This is a genomic window from Nostoc sp. DSM 114159 (assembly GCF_053470285.1).
Genome location: NZ_JBPFEH010000001.1, coordinates 2,986,493 through 3,005,608 on the forward strand (window position 1 = coordinate 2,986,493; position 19,116 = coordinate 3,005,608).

The window sequence follows — 19,116 nt, forward strand, 5'->3', positions numbered from 1 at the left end:
TACATTTAGGATAACAGCACTATTGCTGCGATTATGGCTAAATTTTACCTTGTTATTTGCTGGATTACCTGCTTGAGATTTTCTTTCCTTATGGACTTGCCAATTATTTACCACCCAGATTATATTGCTCCCCTGCCTGAAGGACATCGTTTCCCGATGTCTAAGTTCCGACAACTCTACGAATTGCTGTTAGCTGATGGTGTAGCAAATCAAGAACAATTTCACACTCCCGAACGTCCGCCATCAGAATTAATAGAGTTAGTCCATACTCCAAGCTACGTTCAAGCCTACTGTGAAGGAACCCTAGATGCCAAAGCACAGCGACGCATTGGTTTGCCTTGGAGTCCAGCACTAGCAAATCGTACTTGTGTAGCGGTAGGTGGTACGATACTCACTGCAAAACTGGCACTAAGTCAGGGTTTAGCCTGTAATACGGCTGGTGGAACTCATCACGCCTTTCCCAGTTATGGGTCTGGTTTTTGTATTTTCAACGATTTAGCGATCGCTTGTCGCGTTTTACAAAAATTTGGACTCGTCCAAAAAATCTTAATTGTAGATTTAGATGTGCATCAAGGAGACGGTACCGCTTTTATCTTCCAAGACGACGACAGCGTTTTTACTTTCTCTATGCACTGCGAAGTCAACTTCCCCGGTACAAAACAAAACAGCGATTTGGATGTTCCTTTGCCGGTGGGAATGGAAGATGACGCTTATTTACAAACTTTAGCGAATTATCTATCAGATTTGTTGTCTAAAGTCAAGCCAGATTTAGTATTTTATGATGCAGGCGTTGACCCTCATATAGGCGATCGCTTGGGAAAATTAGCCCTTACAGATACTGGCATTTTTCGCCGGGAAATGCAGGTTTTGAGTACCTGTATGAGTAGGGGTTATCCCGTCGCCTGCGTTATTGGCGGCGGTTATTCTGATGATATGAAATCTTTAGTATGGCGGCATTCCCTCTTGCATCGGGCCGCTAGTGAAGTTTATCAGCAATACAAACTATTTTAAATCAAAACCCTTAATTGTTAACTGGATGAACAACGGCAAAATCAGAGTCTACGAACTAGCAAAAGAATTAAATTTAGATAGCAAGAAGCTATTAGTAATTTGTGAAAAACTCAAAATTGCAGTCAAAAGCCATACCAGTGCAATTCCAGAATCCGATGCAGAACGTATTCGTATAGCGATAAATAAACTAACAGCAAAATCCTCGAAAACTAAAACCACCTCTGAAGATTGGGGCTATACATTTATAGCTTCAGCAATTGATAGCTTTATCCGCCATCTTGAAGGTGAGGCTGCCTTGAAATCATATTCCGATTTTAGGGAGCGGCGCGATCGCGCCAATCAGTTAATGTATGAATGTGTCGGTAAAAAGCCTTCTCTATTTTATGTGCGTCGCAAAGGTGCGGGGAAAGAAACAAGAGAGGAAATCTGGGATTTGACAATAGCAACAGACTCCGATGATTTTCCATTACCCGCAAGACTTGACAAGCTCAGAAAAACATTAGGATTTAAAGCGGCTGTACAAAAAGATGGACGCGATGGTATAAAAATACTTTCGGCTCAGTTGTTACAACTCTCACGGGGACACGCCGACAGCTATGCTATACCTTGTCGCTTGCGTTTACTGGCTAATCATCAGCATCATCTCGATATTCCGCCAGCGACATTGAAGCGCATCGCTACCGCACCAGTTTGTGGCGACCATATACCTACAGAAGATCAGCTAAAAGCTTGGAAAGCATTTTTGCAAATTGAGGAAAAAATTGCTAAAGCTCGTCAATTTTGTGTGCGTTACGTAAATCATAACTATAACTTTAAAAGGCGAATCAGTTTTGAAATTGATGTAAACTCAGCTACCCTTGACGGCTTTTATCAAAATTCCCTTGATGTAGATAATTTTTGGGAACGAGCAATCCGCACAAAAAACGAAGATTTAAAACTTTTTGAAACTGCTCCTGTAGGCAAAAATTGGATTAGCGGTCGTCAATTAGGAACTGTTGAAGAAGTTGATATCAACCGTGGTATTATCAGCCTCAGACTAGAACGCGACTTAGCTGAATTCATGGCAACAGAGCGTTATAAATTACCAGCTAGCGGATTTTTGTGTTTCGAGGCAGTTGGTGATATTCAGCAGATTCAGCGCAAGAAAAAAGCTTTAGATGATTTGAATAATGGTTATACCCAAAATCCCTACTTAGGTAACTTTTTATTCGATGCTTCTCAGGCTAGAGAAATCAAAACAACTGTTGAACTTCAACCACAAGATTTATTATTATCTTCTGCAAATCCTGGACAGAAAGCAGCAGTAGAAAAGGTACTTGCCGCTAAGGATCTTGTTCTTATCCAAGGGCCGCCAGGTACTGGGAAAACTACCGTAATTGCCGAGATTTGCTATCAAATTGCCCTTCGCGGTGGACGCACTCTAATTGCTTCTCAAGCCAATTTAGCAGTAGATAACGCCCTGAGTCGATTAGTTCACAACCCAGTAATTCGCGCTGTACGCAAGGGTAGAACAGAAAAAGTTGGGGAAGAAGGACAGCCTTTTTTAGAAGACCAAGTGATTGGCAGATGGCTAGAAAATACTGCAACTGACTGCGAAAATAATCTGACTCAACGGCTAGAAAATATTAAAATTTTCACTCACTTACTGGCATCATCACAAAGATTCACAGCTTACTTCCAAGCAGAGGAAGAATTTAATCAGCTACAAGCGAAATTTAATAAAAATAAGTTAAAGGTAGAGACAAGCTTTAAAAATCAGGAAGAATCTTACAATGAAACTGTAGAAAAACAGAACGAGGTTGAATCACTAATTGCAAAATTAGGAGATATATTAAATACTTTCCCAAATATCAACTGGGAAGCTTCAGAAGTTACAGATTTTTTGCCACTTCTTAAACCCTACACAGAAGGTAACAGTTTAGTAGAAGAGTTTTTAGCAAATGTTCGTCAAACCATCAAATATACTAATGAACTTGGCTTTGTGCGTCCGGCGCTTGGTGCTTTTGGTTTAGCCGCTTGGTTGCGTGAAACTGTAGCAATAGAAATTTCTGGATTTAAAACTTCTTTGACTTATGCTCAAGAGGCAAGTAAAGCCATCTTAGAAGTTGCGGCATCAGTGGAGGTTGTCAAACAAAATTTCGCCTCGTTGAATCAGTTACAACCAGATTATCAGCAATATCTTACCAAACTGCAAAATATACAGCAAACAATCCAGATATGGCAAAATCGCCAACGGGAAATAGATTACATTATCTCAGCAGTTAAAGAATGGAAATCTACAGCATCTTCTCATCTCTATCAAACTTTAAAAGAATGTCATCAATCAGATTTACCACTTACAGAAAATTTAGTGGACTTACCACTAGGTTTGTTGATGTTTGCTAATACATTAAAACTCCCAATAGTACCAAAAACTTATAAAATTAACCTCCCTGACTGGGAAGTATTAGCAAAGGCGATCGCTTATGAAATAGATGGAGGTTTTACCGACAGGCGGGGTAAACAGCATAATTTTAGCTATTTTTTACAAGAAAATTTTAGCCAGATTCCAATGGTGCTATCAAACAGCGATCGCACCCAATGGCAAGAAACCTATCAACAATTTAACAATTATCAGCTACTCAACCCCAAACAACGAAAATTACTGGTTGAGAATACCCAGGTTTTCTTAATTAGAATGCAACGGACTTATGGTACATCATGGGAATGGAATAATATCGACTCTACTCTCACCCGCATTACACAAGAATTGTTAGATATTATCCTTGCAAATGCGCGTCAATGCGTTTTAAAAGTCAAAACGGAAACCGAGCAACAACTTCAGTATCTACAAGGACAATTAAATGAACTTCAGAAAAATAAAGTTAGCCAACAGCAAATATCTATTACTCAAGCTGAGGTAGAAAAAGCACAGCAGGATGCTAATTTCCAACTTGGGCAAGTGATTAATATCTTGCAAGAGCTTAATCAAAAAAATATCCCTTCTAAATTACGTATTCTAGTTGAAAAATATCTGGTAACACAATCAAATATTTGGGAGCATCCCCAAGAATTTGCAAATCAAGTAAATTACTGGGAAACCTCCATTCGTCAGCTTGAAACCTTAATATCATCATTAGAACCTTTTGCTGTACTGCAAATAATTAAACATTCTCTAAATGAGCATTTATCAAAGCTACAAGAAAAAACTGAAAATTCTCTACAGCATTTACAAAAGTTACAAACTAATCTATGTGAGTTAGAACAAAAATCACAACCACAGCTATCAGAAAACCTAAGACGAGAACGAAGCTGGTGGTTGACAAAATGGCAAACAATACCTGATAAGTTTAAACCAGAAATTTCCCAAGCAGACTTATTTAGTATAAATTTTTTACGCAATATCAATACTCAGTTTGAATCTTGGCAGCAAAAACTCCAGACAGAGGAAAATTATCTTAATAAATATCAGAATTTTGTTCAAGATTGGATAGGAAAATTAAGAGAGCCAACTGAAGGTGATAGGGACGATTTAAGGCGCATATATTTAGATAATGCCAATGTCGTCGGTATCACCTGTGTTCAGGCTGCAAATAGAGGTTTTTCGGAAGAATTTAAATCTTTTGATGTTGTCATCATTGATGAAGTTAGTAAGTGTACTCCACCAGAGTTACTAATCCCTGCATTAAAAGGCAAAAAGCTAGTAATGGTAGGCGATCATCGCCAATTACCACCCATGCTTGATACTAGCACTTTAGAAGAAGTAGCTCAAACAATTGGCAATACACGAGACGAACTACAATTCCTAGAAGAATCACTATTTAAAAGTCAGTTTGAATCTGCTGATGAAAGCATCAAACAAATGCTAACTACACAATATCGAATGCATCCATTTATTATGGGTGCAATCAATCAGTTTTATGACGGTAAACTAGAATCTGGGATTTTAGAGGCGGACACAAAACGCGCACATCATTTAGCAAGCGAAATTATCCAAGAATCTCAGCATCTTATTTGGGTAAAAACCCCTATAGAAAATCAGTTTTTAGAGCAACGAAATGGAACTTCATACTTTAATATTCCAGAAATTGATGCGATTGAACGTTTGTGTCATCAGTTTGAAAATACTTGGGTTTCTAAAGTTGCTAATGGAGAACCAAAAAAAGAAATTGCCGTAATTACATTTTATGGCGCTCAATTGAGAAAAATCGATGAACGTCTGCAATCTGAACTTTTTCCTTCGCTAGAAATTCGTACTGGTACAGTAGACAGATTTCAAGGTATGGAAAGACCTGTTGTAATTGTCAGTATGGTTCGCAATAATAACAATGGAGATGTGGGATTTGCGAAGAAACCAGAACGGGTAAATGTTGCATTTTCTCGCGCTCAAGAACTACTAATAATTGTGGGTTGCCATAATTTATTTACCCATCAATCAGGTAAAGTCGGAAACATGTATTCAGAAGTTTCAAATATTGTAAGTCTTCATGAAGGTTTCGTTGATGTTTCTCGCCTCTTCAGCTAAATCTGCGATCTGCTTACGCATAGCCGCCGCAGGTATTGCGCGAATCGACAAAAAACCTAAATTTCATAAACTGTAACTTAGGCTAAGTATCTTAACGGAATTTGCTCATAAACAGGACTTACGCAACTGGCACAGTGCGATCGCTAGCCAGTAGTACATAAGTATTTAATTACCCAGAATGTGTTTGATATTTACAAGCTCAAGCACAAATTGCTTTTTAATTATTTAATTGAGCAACTAAAACGTCCAGATATTGCTATGTCTTCTGTGTAGTTTTTGGGTGCTTGGTGCGCTTCGCACACCATTGCTTGTGTCAGTTGCGTAAGTCCTGAACCAAAAATTCTTAGGTCTACAAAGACTCTAAATAGTTCAAAAGATCCGCCATTTCTTGAGGACTAGGTTGGAATTTTGGCATTGGCGGTGTTTCGCCACTGATCACTTGGTGAATCAGTCCATACCGAGACTTGTGCTTTGAAACAGCTTGCAAACTGGGCCCCACTCGCCCGTCTGCTTCCAAGCCATGACAACCCGCACAGTTAATTTGAAATATCGCGTGTCCTTGAACTGGGTTTCCTGTTAGGGATAGAACACTCTTGACGTATGGATCGGAGGCTTGAACCAACTGAACACCAAAAAAGCCCAAAGGGACTGCTAGCAGTATAGCCAGCGTCAATAAAACGATCCGCTGAATCAAAATTTCAGGTTTGGTAATCTGGTTATCCAAAAGGTTTGCTCTGAAAGTCTAGGTGTGCTAAAAAGTTTTCATTTCCTACACATAGCTTAAAAGTTCTTGATTGTGTCTGCAAGCACAGAAGACTATTTTTTTGTGACCAGTCGCACTCCAAAGGGCTGTAGGGCGCAGGATTCATACGAAATTTGGTAAAATCAAAAACAGGCAACGAATATTTAATAATTACAAAGAGGAGATTTACAGTGGTTGAACCCCTGCTATCAGGTATTGTCCTTGGTCTAGTTTTCGTAACTCTCGCTGGACTTTTTTACGCTGCATATAAGCAATACAAGCGCCCCAATCAGTTGGGGGGATGAGGGAGTGCTGAGTTAGGAGTTAGGAGTTAGGAGTAGAGACGCGATTAATCGCGTCTGTACAAGAGTTAGGAGTAGAGACGCGATTAACCCAAGTCTTTCCAAGAGTTAGGAGTCATATTGTTCTTCATCTCCTTTATCTGCTCCTAATTCCTGATTCCGAATTCTGTAGAAAGTAAGTGATGTGTTGCCGTAAACTTTCTGGCGGCAAATTTCCCAAGCGGGAATCTCTGGCGGTGTCCAACCTTGTGAGGCGTGTTCAACTGCAATTTCGCCGCTAAAATCTAAAAGTTGATGGTGAGCGATCGCTTCTAATACTGGCTGGTACAATCCACTGGCATAAGGTGGATCGAAGTAAATTCTATCAAACTGTTTACCTGATAAAGTCTTTAACTGCTGGGTAATATCTCCCCGCAATACTCGAAATTCTTGGTCAGCGTTAGCTAACTGCTGCCAATTTTGTTGGATGGTGGCACAGGCTCGGCTCGATTGTTCAATTCCCACTACTACGCTGGCTCCTCTACACAAAGCCTCTGCGCCCATTGAACCAGTACCGGCGCACAAATCTAGCCAGCGACAAAGAGCAATTTCTCCTTGCCAAATATTAAAGACTGCCTCCCTGACTCGCGCACTAGTGGGTCTAGTTTCTTTCCCTGGTAAAGTTTTTAGCTGGCGATTACCGTAAATTCTCAGGCTCATTATTCATTGGGCATGGGGCATAGGCCAAATAGGGCATTGGCATTAATTCAAGGTAGATGGTCATTTTCATTTATTAACAAATGACAAAGGACAAATGACAAAATAATTAGGCAGGAATTTTTTCGCGGACTTGAGCAACGAAATTAGACAGAATTTGCAATCCGATATTAGAGGATTTTTCGGGGTGAAATTGTACTGCCATCAGGTTTTCGTGAGCGATCGCAGCTGTGACGGTTTGAGTACCGTGAGTGATAGTTGCTGCACGGATTAACGGGTCTATTGGGTCAACATAGTAGGAATGGACAAAATATACCCAAGGATCGGACGGTAAATGCTCCCACAAAATACTTTTTGGTTGAGTGATTTCTAGTTGATTCCACCCCATATGAGGAATAGTTATGTCAGCTTCTGGACGAAACCGCCGCACTTTTCCTTTGATAATTCCTAGTCCTGGTTGGGTACCTTCTGCACTTGATTCAAAGAGAATTTGTAATCCTAAACAAATTCCCAAAAAAGGCTTACCAGATGCGATCGCTTCTTTAATAGGTTGTTCTAAACCACGCGATCGCAGGTGTTGCACTGCTGGATCGAATGCTCCCACTCCCGGTAGGACTATAGCATCTGCCTGCTCTAATTCCTTTGGAGAATAAGTAACATTAGGAGTTGCCCCAGCTTTTTCCAAGCCTTTGCAAACTGAGTGCAAATTTCCCATCTCATAATCTACGACCGCAATTACTGGCATTTACCTGCTCCTTGTAAATTTATTATGGAGGGTTTTTCTATTCTAAATAATATTTGTTATGAAGAAAAGAATTCTATTAACTTCTTTTGACACTTGGCTAAAAGATCAACAGTCAAATTCTTCTGATGATTTATTACTTGAAGTGAGCAAACTTGAGTTGATACCACATGATTTAACTTTTTTACGCCAGTTACCCGTAGATGTGCAACTTGCCAGTACTCAGGTAATGGAAAAAATCAAGGCAATCCAACCTGATTACATCATCTGTTGTGGCATGGCTGCAAGCCGTACACAATTAAGTGTGGAAGCAGGTGCTAGCTGCGAAGAAATTGTTTTACAGACAGAAGTTGATTTAGAAAAATTAGTGGCGGGAGCAGCAAAAATTCAAATTAGCTACGACTGTGGGAAATTTGTTTGCGAAGGTCTTTACTATTCAGTGTTGGAATACTTAAGCCAAAATAAACTCACGGCACGTTGTATTTTTGTCCACGTTCCGGTTCTCAATCAAGAAAATTTGATGGGGATTCTTGCCGATTTCGTATTAATTATTAACAAACTGGCACTTTCATCAAGTTGTTAATGTCTGTATGGTGAAAGAAATATCTATGTATATGTTGCCATTGTTACTAATTTTCCCAATTGCCCAATCAACTCCTGCCACGCTACCACCTGAAGAAGTCGTACAACCACAAGAAGTACGTCCTTTACCAGGTCAATTGGATACAGTGCCAACCTTTAACAGCAATAGTCCAGAATTAGTTTTGAAAGAAGGAATTTTACTTTCCACGTTTCCACCAGATGGGAAAAAAGTGCCAACAGCGCATCTAAATTTTCCCTTTCGGGGACGATTTGATATTTTTGCTCATCATGTTGCGAAGGCTGAACCACCAGAGAATTTGCGTTCTCTTTATTTAGGGATAATTTTGCATAACCCTGGTTCGGAACCGGTGAAAGTAAATATTTGGCAGGCGGCGAGTTATTTAAGTCAACCGGATGCACCATTTATTCAATTACCATCCTTTAGCCAAAATCTTTTAGGTAAAATTTTTGCAGGTCCTGGCGATCGCGTTATGTCTGATGTGCTTCGGGGAGTGCGACAAGAGATTTTTCCTGCCCAAATTGAGATTCCACCAAAGCAAAGTCGGATGTTACTCAATTTACCAATTCCTGTACAGGGATTGACACCACCTTTAAATGGTCGGTCTACATTCATCCGACTGCAAAGTGATGGCACTGTCTATGCAGCTAGCCTAGCGATGTTTGCACGCGAGAATCCTGATGGCAGCGAGCGATCGCCCACTTTAGAAGAGTGGCAGAATTTACTAGATAATGGCGATTTGGCTGTGCCGCGAGATAAAACTCCCACTCCCTTAGAAGAAACTGGCAAGCCAAGAATTTATGGGCGTGTTGCGGGAGTGGTTGGTGGTTCGCGATGGAGAGCCTTATTAGTAGATAATCCTAAAGCCAAGTATTTAACTATTCCCCAGTCTGGTCAAGTGTTTTCTTACGCTCTGAATACCGTGCATGGCGGTACATTAGGAACTGGTCAAATTCAAAGTGCACCTATGCTGGTGCGCTATCCTGACACCGCATATCGCGCTCATGGTAACTATGGAATTCAATATAATCTCAAGTTGCCACTATACAACAATACTCAAAGTTCTCAAACTGTTAGTGTATCCATACAAACACCACTAAAGGAAGATCGGTTAGTCAAACCAGGATTACGCTTTTTGAGTACACCAGATCCTCAAGTATTTTTTCGAGGGACAGTGCGAGTACGTTACAAAAATGACCAAAATCAGCTGCAAACTCAATTTGTGCATTTAGTACAAAAGAGAGGTCAACCAGGGGAACCGTTAGTTTTATTAAAGATGAAACCAGGCGATCGCTCTTTAGTAGAAGTTGACTTTCTCTATCCGCCAGATGCTACACCTCCGCAAGTATTAACAGTCTTAACTCAAGCTGAACCTCGGTGATGAGTTATGGGTAATGGGTAATCTCCAAGTACCTATTACCAAAAAATAATTAAAGCCTGTTCTCAAGCTTTTCACTCCAAGTTTGTATATTTAGGCTGAATACTTATTTTGTTCTATGCATTGCAATAGAAATAGCAGACTAAGTAGATAGCTAATAAGAGGACGATATGGCAACGAATCAAAAAATCAATCAAGAAACTGAGTTAAATTCGCTTCAGCCGCTTGTTGGAATCTTGATTTTACTGGTAGAGGATGAGCCAGATATTGCAGATTTGCTCATTTTCATTTTGGAAGCAGCTGGTGCGGAGGTTATGGCTTTAACCGATGCAGAAGCAGCCCTTGCCTTAGTTGAATTGCTCCATCCCGATATTCTGGTGTGCAATATGAAGTTGCCCGATCGCGATGGAAATTGGTTAATTGAGCAAATTCGAGTACATTCTTGCCCATCCTTAAGACAGTTGCCTGCGATCGCTATCACTTCTTATACACGGGAAGTCTCAAGCTATAAAGCTTTGAATGCTGGTTTTAATCGATTTCTAGTCAAGCTTGAGAGTCCAGAAGAAATTGTAGATGAGATTGTTTACCTGTTATCTTCCGATCTTTAAATATAAGTAGCTAGCCTCGATCTCGTTTTTGATCGTGATTTCAGACAATACTCTGTGGGAGCGCACAGCTAGCTATACACTCCTAAAAACGATTTTAAGAAAAGAAACCATAGAACCCTAAATGAGTAGGGTAAAATGTTGCATATATTTATTAACCTCGTTGAAAACCCTTTGCTGGCTTTTGTTGCCCCTTACCTTTGGGCTTAGATTTGTTAACTTCTCCTAAAGCTTCCTGAAATAAGTTATGCAAATGTATGGGTACACTGGCAATGTCTGGCAACTCTGGCTCGATAGGTTTGTGGAATTCTTGCAAAAGTGTATCCAAGTCACTTTCAAGCCTAAATGGACGTTGCAAAAATGTTTGCAACACATTTTCTAATTGAGTTGGATACTGTTGCGCTAATCGATGCCAAATAAAAGCATTAATACTTTTATCTTCGAGGTAGTAGCGAATTAGTTTTTCCGCTCCTTGAACACTTTGCCAATCCTCTGCCGATAAGATTGCTTGTACTTTACTATATGTTGGTAAAAACATTTGTCCCCAACGAGGATGAGAGAGAGCCGTTACCTGTTCTGCTTTCTTGAGTTCAGCAGGCAAATCAACCTTTGGCATCACCATTTTTTTGCTGCTTTTGCTGTTAAGCATCTCAGAGACTACATTTGAATCTGCACCAAATTCTTGTGCGGCTGCTTTGATTTCCTCGTCGCCAATTCCAGCTGCTTCTGCTACTTCCGCCAGAGATTTAGAAGTATCAATTCCTGCGGCTGCAAAGGTTTTCTCAGTAATTACTTCTTGAAATTCCGCTATTTTTTTATTCAGCTGGTATCCAGGTAGTGTGATTTCATCAGTGCCAAAAAAGTCCACAAACTGCTGATGATATTTTTCTACTGACTGCCAAGCTTCTTCTAGCAAGTCTGGAGCATCGCTATAAAGATTACTTTTATAGTTTTCCTTAAAATTACCAATTGCTACGGCAAGTTTTGGTTTACCTAATTTACCCATTATTGTGTAGGGGCCAGAAAACGTCCAGTAGCTATCGGTAACGGGAGAAATGCGAGTTAGCAGGATTTCTCCAACTTTTAACCGAGATATTGCCTGTAATGTTTGAGTATTGTTTGGCTTGACAATGTAGCGTTTATCTGTTAACCAGTTTGTCAATTCAAAGCCATCAGGTAAAATATTAGTGATGGCAAACAAGCCAATAAAACTATGATGCCAACTGTTTATCAGTCTGCGATCGCTTTCTGCTAAATCTGGATGGCTTTCGATAAACAAGTCTAATGGTGACTTATCACCAACTTTCCCGTCTGTCAAAAAGCTATCGATGGTTAAGTCCTGCTGCGTATTATCCCCACTTCCACGGCGCAACTGTTCTGCTGCATAAGTTTCCAGCGCTTGTGCCAGTTCGCCTTCAGCATCAAGGACAAAATCAACTAAGGCTTGTTTTAATTCGTGCGATCGTTCTAATATGACATCCACAAGTTAATCTCTCGGTGCAACAGATGTAAATTATAGCCTTTGAGAGAATTTCAGCATCTAGCTATTGCTAGATTTATGGAAATGCACACTTAGCAGAATTGCTTTTTGGATATGGAATTGATTGGTTTTTTGTCAAGCCTGATGCGGTGCATTTGGCGTTGTTTACTGGATTGACAGTTTCAGTGGCGATGTTGTCGGCTTTAATATTTTGAAGGGTAGCCTCAGCTTTTATCTACGCAATTCCAAAGGACTGACACAACAGTGGCGAAATGCCATTCTTACCTTCAGTACTTATCGAGCAACTTTGTTTGAGGGAACGGTGAAACTACTTTTGTACACGTTGATTCCGGCTGGATTGGTGACTTATTTGCCAATTGAGGCATTGCGATCGCTATCTTTAATTCATGCTGTGCTAGCAGTGGCTGGGTCAACTACTGTGCTGTTGGTTGGTGCAGGTGTGTTTTACTAAGGTTTGCTTCGCTACTCTTCAAGGAATTTAATGCAGATGCGAGATTGAGTTCAATGTTGGTCATATTATAATATCTAGGCTTTATGTCCTCTAAAGGAACACATGAATAACCGCCCTTCATGCAAGTGTTTCCAAGCTTACTACTTGGGCAAGAAATGGTCTGAGATAAAGCTGCATCAAGAGCATCAAGATATTGAGTGCGATGCATGGAAGCGATTATTAGAGCTTGTGGAGGTTGTATCCGCAGATGAGCGAGAAGAATTTGCCCCTGGACGTGAAATAGGCTGGGATGACTGGAGTCAGATTATCACGCTGCCTTCGACAATATCGAAACTAAAATCTGTTAAGCACTTGATGCTGTACGGGAGCAATCTTGTTCGCATACCTCCAGAAATCGGTGAGATGACGAATTTAGAAACGTTTACTCCCTACACATCCCATCGATTACATTGGTTTCCCTATGAAATTACTCGTTGCAAAAAACTAAAGCATAGTACTGTCAGTACTCGTACTCTTTATGGGAATTACAAGTTTCGCCCGCCATTTCCCAAGCTTCCGGTAGGAAAAACTGTGGAGGCAGATTCCTCCATAAAGTGCAGTGTATGTAATGCTCCTGTCATAGCTCCAAATTTACATCAAGTATGGATATCTCTTCCGGTAGCTACGGATGTTTTGCCCCTTCTTGTTAATGCTTGTTCACAAATCTGTATCGACAGACTTCCTCGACCACCAAAAACCTATGTGCAGGAACCGCACACTGGAGGGCTACATATCCAACAGTCGCCAATTGATGATTTCTACCGATGACTCTAAATACTGGACTTACTCAAAATTACACACTGTAGGGCAATTAATGAATTGCCACTACCTGACAATCAGGGTTGAGGCTATCGTTTTTATAAGTCCTGTTAGATGGACATATTCAAAATGTGAGAGTACACCTCGATACAAATAAACAATATTTTGAATCTACTTAGCAGCTTTTTTCAAACCTTGCCATCTTTGGCGCAATCGCTGCAAGTTAGGTGTACGATCGCCATAACGCCAGCCAACATAAGCTTGACAAATTTCATCTATAACCTCAGCAGTTGCTATAGGATGATGCTGGTATGAGACTCTGGCATACTCTAAAGGTGTTTGTGCTGGATGTTTGCCTAAACCTTTTTGGGTTGTCCATTGCAGCATTTGTTGATAAAGGCTCTCCATCGCTGGCAATTTCTTTAACCATCGGCGGTTGCGCCACTCTCGCCACTGACCCCAACCCAGCCAAGCGAAGAAAGCTGCTGTAGTTGACAAGATTAAGCCAGTTAATACACCAAACCAACCTTGAGAGAATAAAGCTAAAAACCAAGCGATCGCTCTAATCACCCACTTAAATATTGTCTCAAATACATTATTCAACCAACCTGTCAGCGGAGAAGGTAGCCAGCCAGCAACCCAATGCCACAATTGGCGCAATACGCTAAAAGTCTGAGTATCTTCTATTGAAGGTGGTATTAGAGGATGATTGGGAATAGGATCAAAGGCAAACCAACCATATTTCGGAAAATACACTTCCGTCATCGCATAAGCGTCAGTATTACGGACAACATACAGCCCTGTAAATGGATTAAACTCTCCTGAACTAAACCCTGCTACCAACCGCGCTGGAATCCCAATGGAACGCAACATCACCGTGAGAACTGTTGAAAAATGGTCTGGATAGCCTCCTTTTTGCTTAAACAAAAAAGTTTCTACCAAGTCTTCTTTTTCACTCAAATAAGGTAGTTCTAAGGGATTTTGAGGAACAGAGTAGCGTTGCTTTAAATATTGAGCTAAATAGAGAGCTTTTTCGTAGGGTGAATCCAGGCTTTTAGCAGATTTTGCGACTTTTTCTTGATTGTAGTTAGCGAGGATTTCTTCAGTACGTTGCCGGACTTTTTCGGCAATTTCAGGAGGAATTTGCAGATAATGCTTTTTAATCTGTTGCGGATATTTAGTAGAAGCTTCACCTAATTTAGTGCGATCGCGGTATGGTACTTCAGAAATTACTGTGTAGGTGAAACCTTCTGATAATTCTACAGGCGATCGCAATCCGTCTTCTTTATCAACAGCGATTACTGGTGCTGGAAAGTAAACTTCCTTGGGATAAGTCATCGCTGGAATCAGGTTAGGCAAATCCGACACCACTGTATAAGTTTGTACTACTTCTTGGGTTTTACCAGTAAGCACAGATGGGGAAAGAAAAATTTGGTAAGACCAAGGCGCTCGCCTAACAGTCGTAACATTTTCATTGCGAGAAACTTCCCATCCCTTACCTGTATAGCGATCAAATGCTAATACTCGCCAAAAACCCTCAGCTTGCGATCGCACCCGCATCACAACCTTGGGTTTCATTTCGCCCCGCAGGTTTTGATTCATTTGGCTATTAAAGCCGTAATAAAAATTATTATCTAATTTACCTGGTTCACCTGTTTTATTTTGTCCCGTACCACCGCTACCACTGCCTTGATTCTCACCTTTACCTTGGCGGACATAACCGGGATTAATGATACTACGTCCTGTGAAATTATTTTTTACTTGAATAGCGGAACTTACAGGAAAATTCCGTAACTGATAGCCGGGGAATCTCGGTAAAACAGCAAAAATTGCCAGTCCCAAACCGACAATTAGCAAAAAAGTTAGAATTAAAAATTTAAAATTAAGACTTGAGGAATTCTTCTGATTGAATTTTTTCTTTTGAGTTTTTAATGGCTGCAAACCCAAGCGCGAACGATAATCTAATACTAGAGTTGGCAGAGCGATCGCCAAAAATAACAGCAACACAGGTGCAAATGCTAAAGTCTGACTTAGGGTTGCTGCCACACCCAATAAAATCAGTCCGATAACAATCGAATAGCCCAAATTTTTCCGGCGGGGTGTATCAAAGCTGTGCAACACCTGGAGTTGAATTAATAACTCTGCCAAACCCAACCGCGTATCATTCAACTCTCCCACTAATCGCCCAAAGAAAGCACCCAGTGCTACTAACATTCCAATGGCGATGCAGAATTTAATTGCAACATTGCGATCGCGGCGACGATAATAACTCCAAATTGCACCCACTACACTCAGGGGTAACGCCCAAAAACTAAATGAAGTTTCAGCAGCAATATCCGTCGCTACAATTCCCAAAATAACCAACGCTAGCACCAGCACCCGCAAAGAAATAGAATCTTCCACTTCAATCAAAGGCGACCCCTGCGGATTTTGCCGCCAGAAATTATCTACAGGGAGACGCCAAAACCGATTCATCCTGGATAAGTTAAACATTTGAGTCTAGTAGAAGCAATGATGTAGATGCAACAAACACAATGCAGGGGACGTAATTTGCTACCCTAGCACTGTGTTAAAAAAATCATATCTAAGGGGTAGAGATGGAAATACACGAGAAATGGGTGACGCGGCGAATCGAGAAATCAAATACTTTCTCAATATCCCTATGTCCCCGTATCCCCGTGTCCCTGTGTCTTTGTAATAACTGCTTCTCGTAGACACCCTAATGACCGTTTATTGAAAAATAGGATAAGCTTCAAAACCAGGAAAATCCTCTTAATATATATCGGCGTTGATTGAGATAGTGTGCTAGCGGTGGCAATTTCAACTAGATCGTGGGATTAATCACAAACAACAACGACTGTTCGTCTATTTCTGGAAATTCAACTTCCAGGGTATAAATTGGGTTAAGTTGCTCGCAGCCTAACTCTACATTTAAGTATCCCGAAGTCGAAGATGTTGTCATTGCTAAAGTGCCACTTCCCCGCAGCGTCAAAGTTCCTTTAACAGGTAACTCAGCTTGAACAAGCAACTTCGTAAGTTTACCTAGAGACTGGTATTCTACTCTGATGTTCAAAGCACCAACACTGGTTAGCCATTGTCTTTCTACCACCGGACTGGTTACTGAAACTGGTAGAGTCAGATTTTCTAACAGTTGTTTAGCTGCTAGCAACGACAAAGCCATCTGTTGACGCGGTTGTAAATCTGAGTAATCACTCTCAATAGCAGGCATTGTCTCCAGAGTACTTGCAGACCGATAGGTGCTTCTTAGCACCAATCCAGCTATGTCATTTAGTGCTTGAGACTCATTGGGAAAAAAGTTCTCCACCACTTGAACTAATTTTGCCCCCAATGGCACTGAAGATGTCACTAAAGCCTGACATTGTTCTAGCAATTGCTGGAAAACTCTTTCCGGTAAGCGGGTTGGCAAGGTCAACTTTGACTGTTGTACCATCCATCCCCAGCTAGGAACGAGTGTCATTGAAGGCTCATCAACAAAATCAGGATATTCGATTAATTGTGTTTCCCAAGGAAACAACGGTGGGTGTTCTTGGGCTTGGATTTGTAACCGATTCTTAAGGACAGCTTGAAAACGATCTTGCACAGTAGGAATTTCTCCCAGTTGAAAGGTCTGGGGCGTTCCTCCTAATTTTGGCTCACTGCTTTTTGAAGCAGTGGCTTCTTTGAGGAGGTTTTTTACCCCGTCATTTTCCTCACTTTCTACCGATTGCTCGTTATTTTTGACATCATCTGTCAATAACCAATCGAGACACCGGTGTTGTAAGGATTCTGAGTCACTATTCATGAGTAGATGCACCCGATCCGGAAACTAATGAGTTACGAATTTCCCAAGCTTGCTCAAGAATTTTAAACCATCGTTTTTGCAGTTGTGCCATTGACAGCCCTAAAATTTTTGCTATTTTTTCATCAGCTTGTCCTTGTTGTTTCAACTCTAATAAAGAGCGTTGCTTATTGTCCAGCTGTGCTGTGTATACTTGCCATTGCTGGGGAGTTAAACCCAAATTGGTGTGCAAAGAAGCTTCCAGCCACTCGTGAACTAATTCCCAACGGTGCAACAGGGCAAACCGAATTAAATGATACTTAAAGCGCTGTTGCAAATAATCTCTCTGACGAGGGGTTAAACCTAAAACCGATTCAATTTCCTGTGCTGATAAATCTTGGAGGCGGAGAGAAAAATAATCAGCACAGTCAGATTGTTGTCTTTGTTCGAGATAATTCATTAATTCTGTAACCACAACGGAACGCAAGGTGTCTTCTTCGGGTTCAGGTTCGGCTTGCGTTGCCATTGTAGAGCGCAATTGGTGAATTGCTGGTTCTTCCCAAGAACCGTCACCTTCATTATTGCTACCTTCTGCGGCTTGTTCTATATCGACGCTGGTTTCTGGGGGCTGCTGTTGGGAAAAAGTTTGTGCCCGCAGGATAATTAGCTGTTGCTGACGGCCTGGTAAGGGAATGCGTCGCTTGCCGTAGCGCTCGGTAAATGCCATATACTCGGACAATTCCAAGAGCGTCTGCGGGCGATAAGTGGCACCAAGTTGATTTTCTCGCCGGAAAGCGTTCAACGCTTCTAGATAAAAACTCTGGAGGAAATCTTCGATGATTGTCAGCCGCCCTTGATAGCTCAATTGTCTCTGAGGAGGATTAATGTATCGATAAATAATTGCACTCAAAGTACTGTGTAATTCGACTCTGCCCCGATTTGAACCCAACTGATAGTACCTGAGACACTGTTGCAGCCGATGCCGAGCCAAGGTCATCGCCGAGCTTTCTACAGATCCAGAAGCTTGGATACGTTTACTCTCATGACAAATCCGGTAGACTTCGGTGGTAATACGTCTTGCTACGTCGTGACAATTCTGTTCCGAAGCTTTGGTTGACTGCTGAAACTCCTTGGACAGGAGTTGAAAGATCGCCTCCACGCCTGTAGAATTTTCTCCCAGAATAGTTGCAGATGGAATAGTTGCGGTTGCGGCTGAATTCATAGTCTCAGTTTTCAAAAGACCCTAACTTAACTTAAATACAACCTGTAGGACTGTGGGTATTGGCTAGTTTGGTTTTACGTATAAGCTAAACGCAGGCCAATCCTATATTGAGGATATGGCTGATTTTATTATTCCCAATTCTGATGGGATTGTTCACACTTGATAGATGTTATTGCCATTACCCAAGAGTCGTATACAAGTCATTATGGATTTAGAAGCACAAATTCAATTGCTGATTGACAATGCACCCCGCGATGGTATTACACCACATCTTGTTGCAGCAATTACTCCTGCCCTGAGAGCGATCGCTCAAAAATTACGCTACTCCCAGTACTATATTCTCCAGAATTCGGAGTCAAGCTGGGTTTTAACTACATTGAGCAATCGTGCTAACCCAGGATTAGAAAAACGTGTGATTTACGCTTTCCCTACCATACAGGATGTCTCTCTAATTTCCCCTGATGGGCTTGACCCTCAAATGCTAGCTAAAATTACTCCTGTCACCCATATTTTGTTCCAATTGGTGGCATTAGAACCCGTAGATAGTATCGTTTTTTTGGAGACGCCGGGTAAGACCACTCATACCGTCGAAGTTCGACGAACTGAACTAGAAAAACTCATGCAGAAACAGTTACGACAAAAGCGATCGCCTAAACAGATACCCCCTGATATTGCATAGAAAAAATTTGGATGTGGGATTTTTTAGATACAACCCCACATCCAAAATTTTAAATCTCAAATTTCTTTAAAAAAGTTTTCTAAATCAGTGAAAAAAGAAATTTTTT

The 19,116-nt window shown here is 41.0% G+C and carries 16 protein-coding genes; 9 read left to right on the plus strand and 7 right to left on the minus strand.

The features are described from left to right. Positions 1 to 90: 90 nt before the first annotated feature. Together ACR5KR_RS12250 and ACR5KR_RS12255 are read left to right on the plus strand one after the other, a co-directional pair. Complete coding sequence (locus tag ACR5KR_RS12250; protein ID WP_448266714.1) at positions 91 to 1,011, plus strand: histone deacetylase family protein; 921 nt, start codon at positions 91 to 93, stop codon at positions 1,009 to 1,011. 25 nt (positions 1,012 to 1,036) lie between these two features. Then, entirely contained in the window at positions 1,037 to 5,515 is a 4,479-nt protein-coding gene (locus ACR5KR_RS12255) for a translation initiation factor IF-2 N-terminal domain-containing protein (RefSeq protein WP_448266715.1), read from the plus strand. 349 nt (positions 5,516 to 5,864) lie between these two features. Here ACR5KR_RS12255 and ACR5KR_RS12260 read toward each other — a convergent pair whose 3' ends face one another. Continuing rightward, positions 5,865 to 6,239: a c-type cytochrome gene (locus ACR5KR_RS12260; protein WP_445626297.1), complete on the minus strand. Its 375-nt coding sequence runs from the start codon at positions 6,237 to 6,239 to the stop codon at positions 5,865 to 5,867. A 209-nt stretch (positions 6,240 to 6,448) separates the two neighbouring features. Here ACR5KR_RS12260 and petG point away from each other — a divergent pair, with 209 nt between their 5' ends. Continuing rightward, entirely contained in the window at positions 6,449 to 6,562 is a 114-nt protein-coding gene (gene petG / locus ACR5KR_RS12265; protein WP_063721252.1) for a cytochrome b6-f complex subunit V, read from the plus strand. 105 nt (positions 6,563 to 6,667) lie between these two features. On the opposite strand, the gene rsmD is transcribed toward petG, so the two are convergent. Next, positions 6,668 to 7,258, minus strand: a complete 591-nt coding sequence (rsmD, locus tag ACR5KR_RS12270) for a 16S rRNA (guanine(966)-N(2))-methyltransferase RsmD (protein WP_448266716.1) — start codon at positions 7,256 to 7,258, stop codon at positions 6,668 to 6,670. 106 nt (positions 7,259 to 7,364) lie between these two features. Then, complete coding sequence (hisH, locus tag ACR5KR_RS12275; RefSeq protein ID WP_322674225.1) at positions 7,365 to 8,000, minus strand: imidazole glycerol phosphate synthase subunit HisH; 636 nt, start codon at positions 7,998 to 8,000, stop codon at positions 7,365 to 7,367. Between the two features lie 58 nt (positions 8,001 to 8,058). On the opposite strand from hisH, the gene ACR5KR_RS12280 reads away from it, so the two are divergent. The 3 genes from ACR5KR_RS12280 (at position 8,059) to ACR5KR_RS12290 (ending at position 10,584) form a co-directional block, all read left to right on the plus strand. Then, positions 8,059 to 8,580, plus strand: a complete 522-nt coding sequence (locus ACR5KR_RS12280) for a pyroglutamyl-peptidase I family protein (RefSeq protein WP_445626295.1) — start codon at positions 8,059 to 8,061, stop codon at positions 8,578 to 8,580. A gap of 31 nt (positions 8,581 to 8,611) precedes the next feature. Continuing rightward, positions 8,612 to 9,979 (plus strand): DUF3370 domain-containing protein, encoded by a 1,368-nt coding sequence (locus tag ACR5KR_RS12285; RefSeq protein WP_448270179.1) that lies wholly within the window; start codon positions 8,612 to 8,614, stop codon positions 9,977 to 9,979. A gap of 167 nt (positions 9,980 to 10,146) precedes the next feature. Continuing rightward, complete coding sequence (locus tag ACR5KR_RS12290; RefSeq protein ID WP_448266717.1) at positions 10,147 to 10,584, plus strand: response regulator; 438 nt, start codon at positions 10,147 to 10,149, stop codon at positions 10,582 to 10,584. 151 nt (positions 10,585 to 10,735) lie between these two features. Here the strand turns inward: ACR5KR_RS12290 and ACR5KR_RS12295 are convergent, their stop codons facing one another. Further along, positions 10,736 to 12,064, minus strand: a complete 1,329-nt coding sequence (locus tag ACR5KR_RS12295) for a hypothetical protein (protein ID WP_445626292.1) — start codon at positions 12,062 to 12,064, stop codon at positions 10,736 to 10,738. Positions 12,065 to 12,272: 208 nt separating this feature from the next. On the opposite strand from ACR5KR_RS12295, the gene ACR5KR_RS12300 reads away from it, so the two are divergent. After that, positions 12,273 to 12,533, plus strand: coding sequence for an ABC-2 family transporter protein (locus tag ACR5KR_RS12300; protein ID WP_445626291.1), 261 nt, complete (start codon positions 12,273 to 12,275; stop codon positions 12,531 to 12,533). Between the two features lie 102 nt (positions 12,534 to 12,635). Next, on the plus strand, positions 12,636 to 13,340 hold the full coding sequence (locus tag ACR5KR_RS12305) for a hypothetical protein (protein ID WP_448266718.1): 705 nt from the start codon (positions 12,636 to 12,638) through the stop codon (positions 13,338 to 13,340). Positions 13,341 to 13,502: 162 nt separating this feature from the next. On the opposite strand, the gene ACR5KR_RS12310 is transcribed toward ACR5KR_RS12305, so the two are convergent. The 3 genes from ACR5KR_RS12310 to hetZ form a co-directional block, all read right to left on the minus strand. Next, positions 13,503 to 15,806, minus strand: coding sequence for a transglutaminase TgpA family protein (locus ACR5KR_RS12310; RefSeq protein ID WP_448266719.1), 2,304 nt, complete (start codon positions 15,804 to 15,806; stop codon positions 13,503 to 13,505). 349 nt (positions 15,807 to 16,155) lie between these two features. Beyond that, positions 16,156 to 17,133, minus strand: coding sequence for a PatU (locus tag ACR5KR_RS12315; protein WP_448266720.1), 978 nt, complete (start codon positions 17,131 to 17,133; stop codon positions 16,156 to 16,158). Continuing rightward, on the minus strand, positions 17,126 to 18,331 hold the full coding sequence (gene hetZ, locus ACR5KR_RS12320; RefSeq protein ID WP_445626287.1) for a heterocyst differentiation protein HetZ: 1,206 nt from the start codon (positions 18,329 to 18,331) through the stop codon (positions 17,126 to 17,128). Before hetZ ends, ACR5KR_RS12315 begins: the two co-directional genes overlap by 8 nt. A gap of 205 nt (positions 18,332 to 18,536) precedes the next feature. On the opposite strand from hetZ, the gene ACR5KR_RS12325 reads away from it, so the two are divergent. Continuing rightward, positions 18,537 to 19,010 (plus strand): hypothetical protein, encoded by a 474-nt coding sequence (locus ACR5KR_RS12325; RefSeq protein ID WP_448266721.1) that lies wholly within the window; start codon positions 18,537 to 18,539, stop codon positions 19,008 to 19,010. Positions 19,011 to 19,116 lie beyond the last annotated feature (106 nt).